The sequence below is a fragment of the uncultured Serinicoccus sp. genome (assembly GCF_947500995.1).
In the GTDB taxonomy this organism is placed as follows: domain Bacteria; phylum Actinomycetota; class Actinomycetes; order Actinomycetales; family Dermatophilaceae; genus Ornithinicoccus.
Genome location: NZ_CANMUA010000010.1, coordinates 61,848 through 76,746, shown reverse-complemented (window position 1 = coordinate 76,746; position 14,899 = coordinate 61,848). Strand labels below are relative to the sequence as shown.

Annotated in this window: 14 protein-coding genes; 11 read left to right on the top strand and 3 right to left on the bottom strand. The window is 73.5% G+C overall.

Annotation, left to right across the window (positions count from 1 at the left end; translation table 11 throughout):
- The first annotated feature begins 34 nt into the window (after positions 1–34).
- From rpsF to rplI, 4 genes are all read left to right on the top strand, one after another.
- On the top strand, positions 35–322 hold the full coding sequence (rpsF, locus tag Q0967_RS15440; protein ID WP_298752067.1) for a 30S ribosomal protein S6: 288 nt from the start codon (positions 35–37) through the stop codon (positions 320–322).
- 51 nt (positions 323–373) lie between these two features.
- A complete protein-coding gene (locus tag Q0967_RS15435) occupies positions 374–1,006 on the top strand; it encodes a single-stranded DNA-binding protein (protein ID WP_298752069.1) in 633 nt (210 codons plus the stop codon).
- A gap of 90 nt (positions 1,007–1,096) precedes the next feature.
- Positions 1,097–1,333 carry a 30S ribosomal protein S18 gene (gene rpsR / locus Q0967_RS15430; RefSeq protein ID WP_010147233.1) on the top strand — a complete coding sequence of 79 codons (237 nt, stop codon included), beginning with the start codon at positions 1,097–1,099 and terminating at the stop codon, positions 1,331–1,333.
- Positions 1,334–1,353: 20 nt separating this feature from the next.
- Positions 1,354–1,800, top strand: coding sequence for a 50S ribosomal protein L9 (rplI, locus tag Q0967_RS15425; protein ID WP_298752079.1), 447 nt, complete (start codon positions 1,354–1,356; stop codon positions 1,798–1,800).
- A gap of 216 nt (positions 1,801–2,016) precedes the next feature.
- On the opposite strand, the gene Q0967_RS15420 is transcribed toward rplI, so the two are convergent.
- Positions 2,017–2,985: a hypothetical protein gene (locus Q0967_RS15420; protein ID WP_298752081.1), complete on the bottom strand. Its 969-nt coding sequence runs from the start codon at positions 2,983–2,985 to the stop codon at positions 2,017–2,019.
- Between the two features lie 191 nt (positions 2,986–3,176).
- Here Q0967_RS15420 and Q0967_RS15415 point away from each other — a divergent pair, with 191 nt between their 5' ends.
- The 7 genes from Q0967_RS15415 to Q0967_RS15385 all read left to right on the top strand — a co-directional run bounded on the left by Q0967_RS15415 (position 3,177) and on the right by Q0967_RS15385 (position 12,698).
- Positions 3,177–6,125: a Na+/H+ antiporter subunit A gene (locus tag Q0967_RS15415; protein WP_298752084.1), complete on the top strand. Its 2,949-nt coding sequence runs from the start codon at positions 3,177–3,179 to the stop codon at positions 6,123–6,125.
- Entirely contained in the window at positions 6,122–6,613 is a 492-nt protein-coding gene (locus Q0967_RS15410) for a Na(+)/H(+) antiporter subunit C (RefSeq protein WP_298752086.1), read from the top strand. The genes Q0967_RS15415 and Q0967_RS15410 overlap by 4 nt, the downstream gene beginning before the upstream one ends.
- Positions 6,610–8,169 carry a Na+/H+ antiporter subunit D gene (locus Q0967_RS15405; RefSeq protein WP_298752088.1) on the top strand — a complete coding sequence of 520 codons (1,560 nt, stop codon included), beginning with the start codon at positions 6,610–6,612 and terminating at the stop codon, positions 8,167–8,169. The genes Q0967_RS15410 and Q0967_RS15405 overlap by 4 nt, the downstream gene beginning before the upstream one ends.
- A 32-nt stretch (positions 8,170–8,201) precedes the next feature.
- Positions 8,202–8,789, top strand: a complete 588-nt coding sequence (locus tag Q0967_RS15400) for a Na+/H+ antiporter subunit E (RefSeq protein WP_298752090.1) — start codon at positions 8,202–8,204, stop codon at positions 8,787–8,789.
- The gene (locus Q0967_RS15395; protein ID WP_298752092.1) at positions 8,786–9,172 is read left to right on the top strand and encodes a monovalent cation/H+ antiporter complex subunit F; all 387 of its coding nucleotides are present in this window, start codon (positions 8,786–8,788) and stop codon (positions 9,170–9,172) included. The genes Q0967_RS15400 and Q0967_RS15395 overlap by 4 nt, the downstream gene beginning before the upstream one ends.
- The gene (gene mnhG, locus Q0967_RS15390; protein WP_298752094.1) at positions 9,169–9,525 is read left to right on the top strand and encodes a monovalent cation/H(+) antiporter subunit G; all 357 of its coding nucleotides are present in this window, start codon (positions 9,169–9,171) and stop codon (positions 9,523–9,525) included. The genes Q0967_RS15395 and mnhG overlap by 4 nt, the downstream gene beginning before the upstream one ends.
- 86 nt (positions 9,526–9,611) lie before the next feature.
- A complete protein-coding gene (locus Q0967_RS15385) occupies positions 9,612–12,698 on the top strand; it encodes a hypothetical protein (RefSeq protein WP_298752096.1) in 3,087 nt (1,028 codons plus the stop codon).
- Between the two features lie 10 nt (positions 12,699–12,708).
- Here the strand turns inward: Q0967_RS15385 and Q0967_RS15380 are convergent, their stop codons facing one another.
- Both Q0967_RS15380 and Q0967_RS15375 read right to left on the bottom strand, forming a co-directional pair.
- Positions 12,709–14,043: an MATE family efflux transporter gene (locus Q0967_RS15380; RefSeq protein ID WP_298752098.1), complete on the bottom strand. Its 1,335-nt coding sequence runs from the start codon at positions 14,041–14,043 to the stop codon at positions 12,709–12,711.
- Between the two features lie 36 nt (positions 14,044–14,079).
- Positions 14,080–14,526 carry an Hsp20/alpha crystallin family protein gene (locus tag Q0967_RS15375; RefSeq protein WP_298752186.1) on the bottom strand — a complete coding sequence of 149 codons (447 nt, stop codon included), beginning with the start codon at positions 14,524–14,526 and terminating at the stop codon, positions 14,080–14,082.
- Positions 14,527–14,899 lie beyond the last annotated feature (373 nt).

The following is a 14,899-nucleotide window of genomic DNA, read 5'->3' as shown; positions in this document are numbered from 1 at the left end:
GACCGCTACAGACCGAAGGAGGTGGGTCCTCACCATGCGTCAGTACGAACTCATGATCATCCTCGACCCCGAGACCGATGAGCGCACCCTCCAGCCCACGCTGGAGAAGATGCTCGCCGTCGTCCCCAAGGACGGTGGCACCATCGACGAGATCGACGTCCTGGGCCGGCGCCGCCTGGCCTACGAGATCAAGAAGCAGGCCGAGGGGATCTACGCGGTGGTCAACCTGACCACGGAGCCCGCCACGGCCAAGGAGCTGGACCGTCAGCTCGGGCTCAACGAGTCCGTCCTGCGGACCAAGCTGCTGCGCCGCGACGCCTGATCCGCGCCCGCCGCCCACCCCGACCGCACGACCCGCGAAGGAGCACCTGACATGGCCGGAGAGACTCCGATCACCGTCGTCGGCAACCTGACCGCCGACCCCGAGCTGCGCTTCACCCCCAGCGGTGCGGCCGTCGCCAACTTCACCGTGGCCTCGACGCCGCGGCAGTTCGACCGGCAGACCAACGAGTTCAAGGACGGCGAGACGCTGTTCATGCGCTGCTCGGTCTGGCGTGAGGCTGCCGAGCACGTCTCGGAGTCGCTGCACCGCGGTGACCGGGTCATCGCCACCGGCCGGCTGGTCTCCCGCTCCTGGCAGACCCAGGAGGGCGAGAACCGCACGGTCATGGAGATGCAGGTCGACGAGGTCGGTCCGTCCATGCGGTATGCCACCGCCCAGGTCACCAAGGCCCAGCGCGGCCAGGGTGGCGGCGGAGGCGGCTGGCAGGGCGGCCAGGGTGGCCAGTCCGGCGGCCAGCAGGGCGGCTGGGGCGGCAGCTCCGGCGGCCAGCAGGGCGGCCAGGGTGGCCAGTCCGGCGGTCAGCAGGGCGGTGGCCAGCAGGCCCCGGCCAACGACCCCTGGGCCACCGGAGGCGCCAGCAACACCCCCGGTGGGGGATCCGGCGGCTCCGGCGGGGGCTCGGGGTGGGGCGGCGCGCCGTCCTACGACGAGCCGCCCTTCTGAGCCGACCGCCCCACCACCAGCACCACACCGTTCAACCACCACCATCCCGAGCGATGAGCTCGGGCTCTCACGAAAGGGGAGAGCACCACGATGGCCAAGCCCGTCATGCGTAAGCCGAAGAAGAAGGCGAACCCGCTCAAGTCCGCGAAGATCGAGTCGATCGACTACAAGGACACCGCGCTCCTGCGCAAGTTCATCTCCGACCGGGGCAAGATCCGTGCCCGTCGGGTGACCGGTGTCTCCGTCCAGGAGCAGCGCCGCATCGCCAACGCCGTCAAGAACGCCCGCGAGATGGCGCTGCTGCCCTACAGCAGCTCCGCCCGCTGAGTCGGCGAAGGAGCACTCAGATGAAGATCATCCTCACCCAGCCCGTCACCGGCCTCGGTGACGCCGGCGACGTCGTCGACGTCAAGGACGGCTACGCCCGCAACTTCCTGCTGCCCCGCAAGGTGGCGACGCCCTGGACCAAGGGCGGTCAGAAGCAGGTCGACTCGATCAAGGCCGCGCGCGACAAGCGCGCCGTCCGCAGCGCCGAGGACGCCGCCGCCGCCAAGGCCCGGCTCGAGGGCGCGGAGATCACCGTCGCCGCGCGCGCCGGTTCCGGCGGGCGCCTCTTCGGCGCCGTCACCCCCGGTGAGATCGCCGACGCGATCCTCGCCGGTGGCGGCCCCCAGGTCGACAAGCGCCGCATCGAGGTCCGCACCCCGATCCGCAGCGTCGGCGAGCACGCCGTGCACGTGCGTCTGCACGAGGACGTCGCGGCCGACCTCACCGTGAGCGTCGTCGCCGGCTGACCGACGGCTGCGCGCACGCAGCGGACGGCCCCGTCTCCCCTCGAGGGAGGCGGGGCCGTTCTGTGCGCCGGGGTCCCGGCGTCCCGGTGACCGTGGAATCGTGGCCGCGGCGGCACTTCGCCGGTCGGATGCCTGCTCGGTGGGGCTGGTGACCGTGGATTCGTGGCCGGGGCAGCATTCTCCCGGTCGAGGCGCCGGTGGGAGCCGCACGGGTCGTCAGCCGGTGTGCTGGCGACGCGCATGGGCCGCGTGGAGGGCTTGCCCGACCTGGGCGAAGAAGGGCTCGGGCGTCGTCCGAAGGCCCAGGACCGGGATCTGCAGGCTGACCATCGAACGGTCCCTGAACTGCAGGTCGTTGTGCCGCAGGGCGTCGTCGAGACCGGCCGTGCCCTGGAAGTGCTGGGCGCCGTGGATCTCGACGTGCACCCCGAGCTCCTCCCAGAACACGTCGAGGTAGACCCGCCCGTTCCGGCCCGTCCGCACCGCCTGCCGGGTCGGCTCCGGAAGGCCGCGGCGACGGCACTCGGCGGCGAAGTCCAGCTCGTTCAGCGAGTGCGCACCGTCGCAGACGTCCCTGATGACATCGTCCAGCACCGAGGCTGCCGGGCCCTTCCGCGTCTGCTGCCAGCGGACGAGCAGGGCGTCTGGCGTCACGAGCCGCTGCTGCACGGTCATCGCCACGACGGTCGCCGCCTGCCGGTCGGTCCGGGCCCACCGCGCCGCACGGACCACCGCGACGTCGCTCGGTGTGCGACGAAGTCCCGCGGTGGTGCGTGGGCCCACGTCACGCAGCCGGTGGTGCCGGACCCCCTCCAGCCGGCGGACCGTGGCGTTGTTGGGCACGGTGACGTGGATGACCGGCTCGTCCCAGTGCTGCAGCCCGGCAGCCAGCAACGCCGTCGCGCCGTCCAGGACGCTGTGGGTCCCGGACTCCCAGATGGCCCACCACCACAGCGCCCGGCCGGTCGGCACGTCCGAGGTGATGCAGAGGGTATGCGCGCCCGCCCGGCTCCACGCGCCGTGGTCGACCTCCGTGGCGATCTCCCCCGGTGTCAGCCCGGCCTCCAGGAGCATCCGCCTCGTGACCACCCCGTCGTGCGGCTCGGCCAGCCCCCGAGCGAGCCGGTGCCGCCGGGCGCGTTCGAGCGCCTGGGTCGTCCTGCGCTCGGCGCGCGTCGTCGGCATACCCCAGTCTGCGGCGTGCGCGCCACCTCGCCCCGAGGTCGTCCACAGGTGAGCGTGGTCGGTCCTCCTGCTGACCGGTGTAGCACCGCCACGGCAGCACGCGACGGATCAGGGCGCCCGTCGGTCATTTGGGTCGGGTAGCGCGCGCCGATAAACTGGCTGGACGCGTCAAGCGCCGAGGGGAGAGCAGCGTGATCTTGGCTCTCCTGGGGGCGCACCTCGCCGCAGCGGTCGTCGCGCCCTCCCTCATGCGGGCCCTCGGTGGCCGGGCGTTCGCGGTGCTCGCGCTCGTGCCCGCCGCGTCCGCCGCCTGGCTCGCGACGCAGGCCGGTGGCAGGGGCGCCGCGCACGAGGAGTCCGTCGCCTGGGTCCGGGACCTCGGCCTGAGCCTGACCTTCCGGCTCGACACCCTGTCGATCGTCCTCGCCTTCGTGGTGACGGTCGTCGGCGCGCTGATCCTGCTCTACTGCTCCCGCTACGTCGACCTGGGCTCGACCGGGGGCAGCCCGGGCCTGCTGGGCGGGGCGCTCGTCGGCTTCGCCGGGGCCATGCTGGGTCTGGTCACCACGGACGACCTCCTGGCGCTCTACGTGTTCTGGGAGATCACGACCGTCCTGTCCTACCTGCTCGTGGGCTACCTCACCACGAGCGCCGCCAGCACCCGCGCCGCCCGCCAGGCCCTGGTGGTCACCGCGGGCGGGGGGCTGGCGATGCTGGTCGGCGTCGTGATCCTCGGCGAGACGGCGGGGACCTACCGCATCAGCGAGCTGGTGGCCGACCCGGTCACCTCGACGGGCCCGCTGGTCGCCTGGGGGGTCGGCCTGCTGCTGCTGGGCGCGGTGACCAAGTCGGCCCTGGTGCCCTTCCACTTCTGGCTGCCCGGCGCGATGGCCGCCCCCACCCCGGTGAGCGCCTACCTGCACGCCGCGGCGATGGTGAAGGCGGGCGTCTACCTCGTGGCCAGGTTCGCCTCCGGGTATGCCGACCTGACCGTCTGGCAGGTCATGGTCCTGGGGCTCGGGGCGGGCACGATGCTCCTGGGCGGGATCCGCGCGACCCGCCAGCTCGACCTCAAGCTGCTGCTGGCCTACGGCACGGTGAGCCAGCTCGGGATGCTGGTCCTCCTGCTGGGCTACGGCACCGAGGGTGCCGCGCTGGCGGGGCTCACGCTGCTCCTCGCGCACGCGCTGTTCAAGTCCGCGCTCTTCCTCACCGTCGGGGCCATCGACCACGCCACCGGCACCCGCGATATACGCCACCTCCGCGGGGTCGGTCGGCGCGCACCCTGGCTCATGGTGGCGGGGACCCTGGCCGCCGCCTCGATGGCCGGGCTGCCGGTGCTGCTCGGGTTCGTGGGCAAGGAGGCGGCGCTCACGGCACTGCTGACGCCGGCGGCCGGGTGGGCCTCGCTGCAGGGCGCAGCGGCCCTGTCCTTCGTGCTCGGCTCGGTCCTCACCATGGCCTACTCGCTGCGGTTCGTCTGGGGCGCGTTCACCGACGGTGCGCGTCCACCGGCCGGTGGGCCGGTCTCCGTCGCGCCGCGCGCCCACGTGTGGCACGCCCCCGGCGCCGTGCTCGTCGGGGTCCCGCTCGCGCTGGCGGTCGCCGGCCTGGTGCTCGGGCCGGCCTCCGTCCGGCTCGAGCGGGGGCTGGAGGGGTACTCCGCCACCGTGCAGCAGATGTCGGCCCCCGGGCCGGAGGTCCACCTGGGCCTGTGGCACGGGGTCAACGCCCCCCTGCTCGTCTCGGTCGCGGTGTGGGCCCTGGGCGGCCTGTGGTTCTGGGTGCAGGCGCGCCGCCCGGCGGAGGTCCCGATCCCGCTGTCGCCCGTCGACGCGGCCCGCGCCTACCACGGCCTCATGCGGGGCCTGGACCGGCTCGCGCTGGAGACCACCGGCTTCCTGCAGCGGGGCTCGCTGCCGGTGCTGCTCGGGACGATCTTCACCGTGCTGGTGCTGCTGCCCGGGACCCAGCTGCTGCTGGGGCAGAACCGCTGGCCGCGGGTCGACGGGCTGCGGCTCGCGGACAGCGCGGCGCAGGTCGCGGTGGCAGCCCTCGTCGTCGCCTCGGCGGTGCTGGCCGCCCGGGCCCGGCGCCGGCTGCGGGCCGCGTTCCTGGTGGCCGTGACCGGCTATGGCACCGCCATCCTGTTCCTGCTGCACGGAGCCCCGGACCTCGCGCTGACCCAGATCCTCGTGGAGACGGTGTCGCTCGTGGTCCTGGTGCTGGTCCTGCGCCGGCTGTCCGGGCGGTTCCCCGACGACCCGAGCGCCCTGACCCGACGGCTCAGGGCGCTGCTCGGCGTCGCGGTCGGCGTGGTCGTGGGCGCGACCACGCTGGTGGTCTCCGCCAGCCGGGTCCACCCCCCGGCCGCCGCCGACCTGGCCGAACGGTCCGTCGACTACGGCGCCGGCCGCAACATCGTCAACGTCATCCTCGTCGACGTCCGCGCCTGGGACACGATGGGCGAGCTGTCCGTGGTGCTCGCCTGCGCGACCGGTGTCGCCAGCCTGGTCTTCCTCCGCGAGGAGGCGATGGACCGGGTGCGCGCCGGGCTGCGCACCGCCCGCGGTGACCGGGCGGGGATGCGGGCGGGCACCTCCGAGACCACGGGGGCGATCCTGCCCAGCCGCCGGATCACCGGCATCCTCGCCCTCGACCCGGAACGGCGCTCGGTCATCCTCGAGGTGGTGACCCGGCTGGTCTTCCACACCATCCTGCTGTGGTCGGTCTACCTGCTGCTCTCCGGCCACAACCAGCCCGGGGGCGGGTTCGCCGCCGGCATCGTGGCCGGGCTCGCCCTCTGCCTGCGCTACCTCGGTGGCCGAGGGTATGAGCTGCGGGCCGCCCTCCCGGTCATGCCGGCCGTGCTCCTGGGCAGCGGCCTGTTCATCGCCGCCGGGTCCGCCGTGATCCCCATGCTCTTCGGCTCCCCGGCCCTGCGGACCTGGGACGCCTACCTCACCATCCCGCTGGTGGGTGAGGTGCACCTGGTGACCTCCCTGCTCTTCGACATCGGCGTCTACCTCGTCGTCATCGGCCTCATGCTCGACGTGCTGCGCAGCCTGGGCTCCGGCATCGACGCGCAGATCGCCCGGGAGCGCGAGAGCGCGCCTGCCGAGGCGGAGGTGGGCCCGTGAGCGTCAACCTCACCCTCACCCTCGTCGCGAGCGTGCTCGTGGGCACCGGGGCCTACCTCTTCCTGTCCCGGTCGCTGGTGCGCGCGCTCATGGGCTTCCTCCTCATGGGCAACGGGGTCAACCTGCTGTTCATCATCGGCTCCGGCCCGGCCGGCTCGCCGCCCATCGTCGGCGCCGGCGACGGCGGCCCGATGGCCGACCCGGTGCCCCAGGCGCTGGTGCTGACCGCCATCGTCATCACCCTGGCGATGACGGCCTTCGTGCTCGCCCTGGCGCACCGGGGCTGGCAGGTGGGCCGGGACGACCTGGTCGCCGACGACACCGAGTCCGCGCGCATCCACGCCCGCGCCGAGGCCGACGACCTCGGCTCCGAGCCGGGGGCACGTGAGCAGGCGGAGGAGATCGCGGCCGAGACCGAGCGCTCGGAGCGGGGCCACCACGGGCGACGCGACGACGCCGCCACGGACGAGGAAGGGGGCACCGCATGAGCGACGGCTACGCCTGGATGGTGCCCCTGCTGGTCCTGCTGCCGCTCATCGGGGCCGGATTGACGCTGGCCGCGGCCGGACGCACCGCCGTGCAGCGGGTCGTGAGCGTCACGGCGCTCTCGGGGATGACCGTGCTGGCCGGGGTCCTGCTGTGGGCGAGCGACACCCAGGGCCCCCAGGTGATGTTCGTCGGGGGCTGGGCCGCCAACGAGGGCATCGTCCTGGTGGTGGACCGGCTGGCGGCCCTCATGGTCATCGTCTCGACGGTCGTCACCCTGGCGGTGCTCGCCTACTCCATCGGGCAGGGCGCCAGCGGCTTCGACGAGGAGAGCGACGGGCACTCCCCGCTGCCGGTCTTCCACCCCACGCTGCTGGTCCTCGCGGCCGGGGTGACCACCACCTTCATCTCCGGCGACCTGTTCCACCTCTACGTCGGGTTCGAGATGCTGCTGGCGGCGAGCTTCGTGCTGCTCACGCTGGGCGGCACCGCGGAACGGGTCCGGGCGGGCACGACATACGTCCTCGTCTCCCTGCTGTCCTCCATCATCTTCCTGGCCGCCATCGGGCTCACCTACGGCGCCACGGGCACCATCAACCTGGCCCTCCTCAGCGAGCGGCTCGGGGAGATCGCCCCCGGCACGGCCGCGCTGCTGCAGCTCATGCTGCTCGTCGCCTTCGCCGTCAAGGCGGCCGTCTTCCCCATGTCGGGGTGGCTGCCCGACTCCTACCCGACGGCGCCCGCACCGGTGACGGCGGTCTTCGCCGGGTTGCTGACCAAGGTCGGCGTCTACGCGATGATCCGCACCCAGACGCTGCTGTTCCCCGGCTCCCCCTTCTCCGACCTGCTGCTGGTGGCGGCCTTGCTCACTATGGTCGTCGGGATCCTCGGCGCGATCGCCCAGGACGACATCAAGCGGATGCTGAGCTTCACCCTCGTCAGCCACATCGGCTTCCTGCTCTTCGGGATCGCCCTGGGCAGCACCCACGGGCTGGCCGCCGCCATCTTCTACGTCGTCCACCACATCACCGTCCAGACCACGCTCTTCCTGGTGCTGGGGCTGGTGGAGCGGGTGGGCGGCTCGACCGACAGCACCCGGCTCGGCGACCTGGCCCGCATCTCACCCCTGGTGGGGGTCCTGTTCTTCATCCCGGCGATGAACATGGCCGGGATCCCGCCCTTCAGCGGCTTCCTCGGCAAGGTCGGCCTGGTCCAGGCCGGGGTGGCCGAGGGGTCCTGGCTGGCGCTGCTGCTGGTGGCGGGCTCGGTGCTCACCTCCCTGCTCACCCTGTATGCCGTGGCCAAGGTCTGGGGGCGCGCGTTCTGGTCCGAGAACGCCCGCGGCATCACCGGCCAGGGGCCGGTGCGCGGCGGGCACCACGAGGCCCTCGGTCTGGGGGTGCTGGCCCCGACCGTGGCGCTGGTCGCGGTCGGCCTCACCCTGACCGTGGTGGCCGGGCCGCTCTTCGACATCACGACGAGGTCCGCCGTCGACCTCGTGCTGCGCGAGCCCTATCTCGACGCCGTGCTCGGGGTCCGGGCGGAGGCCGGGCCGTGACGGGCGCCGACCGGCAGAGAGGACGGCGGGGCGTGCGCCGCCTGCTCCCACCCGTGTCCCCGTGGGGCCTGCTCTGGCTCACCGTCGTGTGGGTGCTGCTGTGGGGCTCCCTCAACGTGCTCAACCTCCTGGGCGGGCTCCTCGTCGCGCTGCTGGTGCTCGTGCTCTTCCCGCTCCCCCGGGTGGACCTGCACCTGCGGGTGCGGCCGCTGGGGCTGCTGGTGCTCCTCGGTCGGTTCCTCGTGGACCTCGTGCGCGCGTCGGTGGAGGTGGCCTGGCTCTCGGTCCGGCCCGGGCCGGTCGCCACGGGGGTGGTGATGGACCTGCAGCTGGCCACCGACGACCCGCTGCTGCAGACGCTGACCGCGGAGATGGTCTCGCTGGTGCCGGGCTCGGTGGTCGTCGAGCTGGACCCGGGCAGCCGGGTGCTGACGCTGCACGCGCTGAACGTGCGCACGCGTCACCAGGCCGAGCAGGTCCGGCACAAGGTGCGGGCGCAGGAGGCGCGGGTGCTGCGGGCCCTGCATCCCGACCCGGCCTCGGTGCTGGACCCTCGTCGGCACCGGAACGGCAGCCGGGGAGCAGGCCCCGAGACCACGACCACGCAGGAGGCGCCGTGACCATCGACCTCGTCGAGCTCGTCCTCACCTGGATCGTCGGTGGGCTGCTGGCGGTCTCCGCCACGCTGACCCTCATCCGCATCACCATCGGACCCAGCGTGCTGGACCGGGTGGTCGCCACCGACGTCCTCGTCTCCATCGTCATCTGCGCGCTGGGGGCCTACGCCGCCCTGAGCGACGCCTGGACCACGCTGCCGCTGCTCATCTCGCTCTCCCTCGTCGGCTTCCTCGGCTCGGTCGCCGTGGCCCGCTTCGTCGCCCGCGACCGGGACACGCCGGCGCCCGAGCCGGTGCCGGACCGGCTCGAGGTCGGCGAACGGGACGCCGGTCCGCAGGCTCCCGCCGGCGGGCGTCGCACCCCGGAGGGGGAGGGATCGGTATGACGGTGGTCGACGTGCTGGACGTCCTGGGGCTGGTGTGCCTGCTCCTCGGGGCCCTGCTCTGCCTCGCCGCGGCCATCGGGCTGCTGCGCTTCCCCGACCTGCTCACCCGCATGCACGCCGGGACCAAGCCGCAGGTGCTGGGTGTCCTGCTCGTCATCCTGGGCGTCGGGCTGCGCTCGCGCTCGGGGCTCGACATCGGGATGCTCGTGCTCATCGGGCTGTTCCAGCTGCTGACCATCCCGGCGGGGTCGCACATGGTGGGCCGTGCCGGTTTCCGCACCGGCCAGATCGCCCCGGCCCACATCCACCTGGGGCAGCGCGACGGGGAGGTCGACGACCGACCCGAGGGGTAACCCCCAGTCGCCAGCCCTCCAGGTATCTGCCGCGCAGACATCGGCTCTGTCCAGCAGGCCCCGCCGCGCACACGACCTGGAGCACCATGGACCCGACGACCCTGCCCCGACGCACGCTCATCCTGCTCACGGTCTGCGGCGCGCTGCTCATCTCCCTCACCGAGATCGACCGGCTCATCCGGATGGTCCAGGCCGGCCCGGAGGGGTTCTCGCTCGGGCTGGCGCAGGTGAGCTCTCCGCGGCTGCCGCTGCCTCCGCCCGGAGCGACGTCGCAGCCGTGGCTGGCCATCCACCAGCTCGGCATGCGTGGCGACGCCGCGGCCATGGCGCAGGCGGACCTGCTCGTCGGGCTGTGGCTCGGGGTGGACGTGGTCCTCGCCGTCACCTACGGGCTGCTCCTCTCCTCGCTGCTGTCCCGGGTCGTGGCGCGCGGGGCCGTGCAGCCGGGGGCTCCCCTGCGGATGCTCACCTGGCCCCGTCCGTGGTTGGTCTGGCTCGCCGTGGCCGCCGACGTGCTGGAGAACGTCCTGCTGGCCCTGCTGGTCCTCGGGCCGGCCAGCGAGGCCCCGCCCGGGCTCCTGGTGCCGATCACCGCGTGGACCAGCGCCCTGAAGTGGGTGCTGCTGCTGGCGGTGGCGGGGCAGCTCGGGTACGCGCTGCTCGGCACCCCGGCAGGCCGCACCTGGCTCTCCCGCCGGGGGCGCGCGGTCTACGCCCAGCGGTTCTCGGCGCTGGCCTTCGCCCCGGTCGCCGTGCTGGCCCTGGTCCCGGGCAGCGGGATCCTGGACCAGCTCCCGGACATCCAGCGCACGTGGTTCGCCACCGGTGACGGTCGCACCGCCGTGCCGGGCTGGGTGCACGCCCTCCTGGCCTCGGCGCTGCTGCTCCTCATCACCCTCGGCCTCGTGCTGCTGGGTCGGTTGATCGCCGACAACGTCGCCCGTCGGGTGGTGGGCGCCTCTGACCTCGCGCCCCGTCCCGCGCCGGCGCTGCGGCAGTGGCTCTTCGGCCCGGCGGTCGTCGTCGTGCTGTGGGGGTGGGCCGGGCTGGCGGGCACCGGAGAGGTGCGGTGGGGCTGGACCCTGGCCTTCGTCGCGGTGCCGGTGCTCATCGTCCTGGGGTCGTGGGTCACCACCCGGCGCGCCCCGGCCCTGGTCGGTCCTCCCCCGAGGACCTACGACGCCGCGACCGCCGCCCAGGTGCGTCGCGTCGGCGACATCCTGGCGCTGAGCGGGCTGGTCGTGGGCACCCTGGCGCTCATCCGTTCCCACCTCGTGCTCACGGTCCTGGGCGAGGGCACGTCCTTCCAGCGCTGCGTGCCGCTGCTCGCGCTGGCCGCGGCGATCGTCGTGTGGTGGTTCGGGCCGTGGGCCATCGACCGGCTCCAGGCGCTGCGCTGGGGCGGTGGGCTCTTCACCCCCGGTGCCGGCACCAGCACGGTGGTGGGGGAGGACGAGATCGGACCGTGGGGGCGGCCGACGCAGCCCGGGTCCCGGCGCCTGTGGTGGCTGGCGTGGTCGTTGATCTGGGTGAGCACCGCGGTGGTCGTCGCGCTGGCGGTCTGGCCGGTGTGCCTGTCCGCCGTGCTCGGGGTGATCGGCGTCGTCATGCTGGGGCTGGGGGCGCTCATGCTGCTGGTGGGCTCGAGCGTGGTGCTCCACCACTTCTACGCCCCGCCGCAGCTCTTCTGGTGGCCGGCCCTGCGGCTGCGCGAGGCTCCGGTGGCCCTCCTCCTCACCGCTGTCGTCGTCGCGGCCCTGGTCCCGGGCAGCAGCCACCAGGTCCACGGCATCCGGGGGTCGCTGGCCGGGCAGGTGCCCGGCGCGGTCGCCCGCCCTGCACCCCTGTCCGACGCGGTGGCCGACTGGCTGGCGCGTACCGAGGACTGCCTCGTGGAGACACCGCAGGGCTCGGCCCGCCCGATGATCCTCGTGGCGGCCGAGGGCGGTGGGATCCGGGCTGCGTACTGGAGCGCTGCAGCGCTCCGCGAGATCGGGCTGAACAACCCCTGCGGGCTGGACGCGGTCCTGCTCGCCAGCGGCGTCAGCGGTGGTTCGGTCGGGCTGGCCGTGAGCCGGTTCGCCGACGACCAGGCCCGTGCGGTCGACGAGGTCTGGGCCATGGGCGCCCCGGACGCGCTGGCCCAGGCCAGCCTCGGTCTCCTCGTCCGTGACCCCGCCTATGCCGTGACCGGGCTGCCCGCGGGGTCGGACGCACCGGGAGAGGGGTGGCACGACCGGGCGGCGCTGATGGAGCTGGCGTGGGAGCAGAGCTCGCCGGGCCTCGCGGGCGACTTCCTCGACCCGCCGCAGGACCGCCCTCCGGGACAGCTGAGCGCCGCCCTGGTGCTCAACTCGACGGCCACCTCCTCGGGGTGCCGGGTGCTGGTGAGCCAGGTCGACCTCGGGTCCGGCCCGGTGTCGGACTGCGCGGACCTGGGCTCGCCGCTGGCCTACAGCCGGGACTTCTACGCCGACTACCTGCCCCCGGCGCCCGCCAGTGGAGAGGGGTCCGCACCCGGGACGGAGACGTGCGTCGGGTCGGTCCCGGCGTCGACGGCCTCGATGACCTCGGCGCGTTTCCCCTACGTGACGCCCTCGGGCGTGGTGGGCCCCTGCGGCGACGCACCGCAGGCCCAGCTCATCGACGGTGGCTATGCCGAGGGCAGCGGCCTCGGCACCGTCGTCGACCTGGCGCCCCGGCTGCTGGCGGAGGCGGCCGCGCAGGACCCGACCGCGCGGGTCGTGCCGATCGTCGTCTACCTCGACAACGGCCGCGGCAGCGACCTGGTGCAGCCCCCGCCGGAGCCGGTGTCGGAGGTGCTGGTCCCGCTCGTCGGGAACGGCAGCGCCGCGTCCACGCAGAAGGACACCCCTGCGCTCCTGCAGCGGGCCCGCGAGCTGACCGTCGCGGTCAGCCCCGACGTCCCGACCGTCTACGTCGTCACCCAGGCGAGCCGTCCCGCGGTCGAGGCTCCCCTCGGCTGGGTGCTGTCCCCGGCCAGCCGGGAGGACATGCTCGACTCCCTGGGTGAGGGGGTGGACGAGGCGGTCGCCCGGTGCGGGCGCAGCGCCGAGCCCACCGACGTTCCGGTCGAGGGGAGACCGGCGCGGTATCCCGGCCTGGCCGAGCTGCTCGTGGCGCTGGACGGGTGCGAGCGGCTGCGGCGCTGAGGCCCGCGGCTCAGCGCTCGGCGCCCACCACCATCCAGGTCTCCCCGCGGGCGCGACGCCACATGAGCAGGGCGCGCACGGTCATGAAGCCGGTGAAGGCGACCCACAGCCAGACCAGGCCGGTCGTGCCGTCCACCCCGCTGAGCCGGACCCCGAGCACCATCGGGAGGTAGGCCACGGTCGCCGCGGTCTGCGCCCACGCCAGCCAGCGGGTGTCCCCGGCCCCGATGAGCACCCCGTCGAGGATGAAGGCGATGCCGGCGATCGGCTGCCCGACCGCGACGACGACGAGCGCCGCGCCCAGGGCGGAGCGCACGTCGAGGTCCTGGCTGAAGCCGAGGGGGATGACCCGGTGCAGGGCCAGGATCACAGCGGTGAGGATGACCCCGAACCAGATGGACCACCGGAGCATGAGCGTGGTCGCCGCGCGCGTCCCCTCGCGGTCGCCGGCCCCCAGGGTCTTGCCGGTGAGCGCCTGGGCGGCGATGGCCAGGGCGTCGAGCGCGAAGGCCAGCGTGGACCACACCGTCATCGCGACCTGGTGGGCGGCGAGCTGCTCGTCGCCCAGCCCGGCCGCCGACCAGGTGGTGAGCAGCAGCGCCGCGCGCAGGGCGACGGTCCGCACGAGCAGGGGTATGCCGCCGCGTGCCGCGCGCAGCACCCCGGCTCCGTGGAAGGTGAGCGAGGACCCCAGGCGGCGGGCGCCCCGGACGACGACGACCACGAGGCCGAGCGCCATACCCGTCTGTGCCAGGACCGTCCCGATCGCGGCGCCGGCGATGCCCCACCCGACGCCGTGCACGAGCAGCAGCGACAGCAGGGCGTTGGCGGAGAAGCCGACCACCGAGGCGACCAGCGGGGTGCGGGTGTCCTGGAGGCCCCGCAGGACGCCGGTCGCAGCCAGCACGACGAGCATCGAGGGGATGCCGAGCGCCGACCAGCGCAGGTAGGTCACCGCCTCGGCCGAGACGTCGGGTCCGGCGCCGAAGAGCTGCACGAGCGGCCCCGCCAGGACGGCGGTGACGACCGCGCCCACCGTCCCGAGGAGCAGCGCCAGCCAGATGCCGTCGATGCCGGCGCTGACGGCGCCGCGCTGGTCACCGGCCCCGAGGCGACGGGCCACGACCGCCGTGGTGCCGTAGGCCAGGAAGACGAAGATGTTGACGGCGGTGAGCAGGACCGCGCTCGCGACGCCGAGGCCGGCCAGGGCGGAGGTGCCGAGGTAGCCGACGATGGCCGAGTCGGCGAGCAGGAACAGCGGCTCGGCCACGAGGGCGAGGAACGCCGGGACGGCCAGGCGCAGGATCTCCCTGGCCTGGCCGTCCCGTGGTGCGGTATGGCTCACCCGACCGAGTCTGTCACCGGCGGGCGACACCCCCGGTCATCGGGCTGCGGCCTCCTCCGGCACGCGCTCTCCCTCGATGCTCTGCTGACCGCGGTGGGTGACGGTGATCTTGCGCGGCTTGGCCTCCTCGGCCACCGGGAAGGTCAGCGTGAGCACACCGTCGGTGTAGTCGGCCTCGATGCGGTCCAGCGCCACCCCGTAGCCGAGGGTCAGCTGCCGGGCGAAGGTGCCGGCGGGCCGCTCGTGAGAGAGCCACTGCTCGACGTCGGTCTGCTCCCGGCGCTCGGCTCGCAGGGTGAGGGTGCGGTCCTCGACGTCGATGTCGATCGACCCCGGGTCGACCCCGGGGAGGTCGACACGCGCGACGAAGTGGTCGCCGGCGCGGTAGAGGTCCATCGGCATGGCGGACGCGGTGGTGGGGGCCGTGCGCAGCTCGGACATCAGGCGGTCCATCTCGCGCAGCGGGTCGAAGCGGTTCATCAGGGTTCCTCCTTGTCTCGACGCGGGTGCATTGGCACTCGTGCTTATAGAGTGCTAAACGCGGGTGGGGGTGTCAACCTTCCCGAGGGGGTCGAGGAAGACTTTTCCTCCACAGGGTGTGCGGGGAGTCCTTGCAGGTCAGCGCGGTGGTGTGACTCAAGTTTCTGGGCTGTCCACAGCACTGTCCACACCTGCCTGCGGCGTGCCGGTCTGTCGTCCCCACCGTGTCCCCAGGGTGTCCACACGTCCTCCACAGGGCAGTGCTGCGGGCCGGGTCCCGGGGCCGTACGGTGGGCCGTCGGCGACTTCGCGCGAGGGTCTGTCGGTGGGCGGTGCTGCACTGGTCCGCACAGGAGTTCGATAGTCGGGAGGCCGG

What these genes read in the sequence shown, in the direction of transcription:
- rpsF (WP_298752067.1), top strand. Translation starts at nt 35, where the DNA reads ATGCGTCAGTACGAACTCATGATCATCCTCGACCCCGAGACCGATGAG.
- Q0967_RS15435 (WP_298752069.1), top strand. Translation starts at nt 374, where the DNA reads ATGGCCGGAGAGACTCCGATCACCGTCGTCGGCAACCTGACCGCCGAC.
- rpsR (WP_010147233.1), top strand. Translation starts at nt 1,097, where the DNA reads ATGGCCAAGCCCGTCATGCGTAAGCCGAAGAAGAAGGCGAACCCGCTC.
- rplI (WP_298752079.1), top strand. Translation starts at nt 1,354, where the DNA reads ATGAAGATCATCCTCACCCAGCCCGTCACCGGCCTCGGTGACGCCGGC.
- Q0967_RS15420 (WP_298752081.1), bottom strand. Translation starts at nt 2,985, where the DNA reads ATGCCGACGACGCGCGCCGAGCGCAGGACGACCCAGGCGCTCGAACGC.
- Q0967_RS15405 (WP_298752088.1), top strand. Translation starts at nt 6,610, where the DNA reads ATGAGCGACGGCTACGCCTGGATGGTGCCCCTGCTGGTCCTGCTGCCG.
- mnhG (WP_298752094.1), top strand. Translation starts at nt 9,169, where the DNA reads ATGACGGTGGTCGACGTGCTGGACGTCCTGGGGCTGGTGTGCCTGCTC.
- Q0967_RS15385 (WP_298752096.1), top strand. Translation starts at nt 9,612, where the DNA reads ATGGACCCGACGACCCTGCCCCGACGCACGCTCATCCTGCTCACGGTC.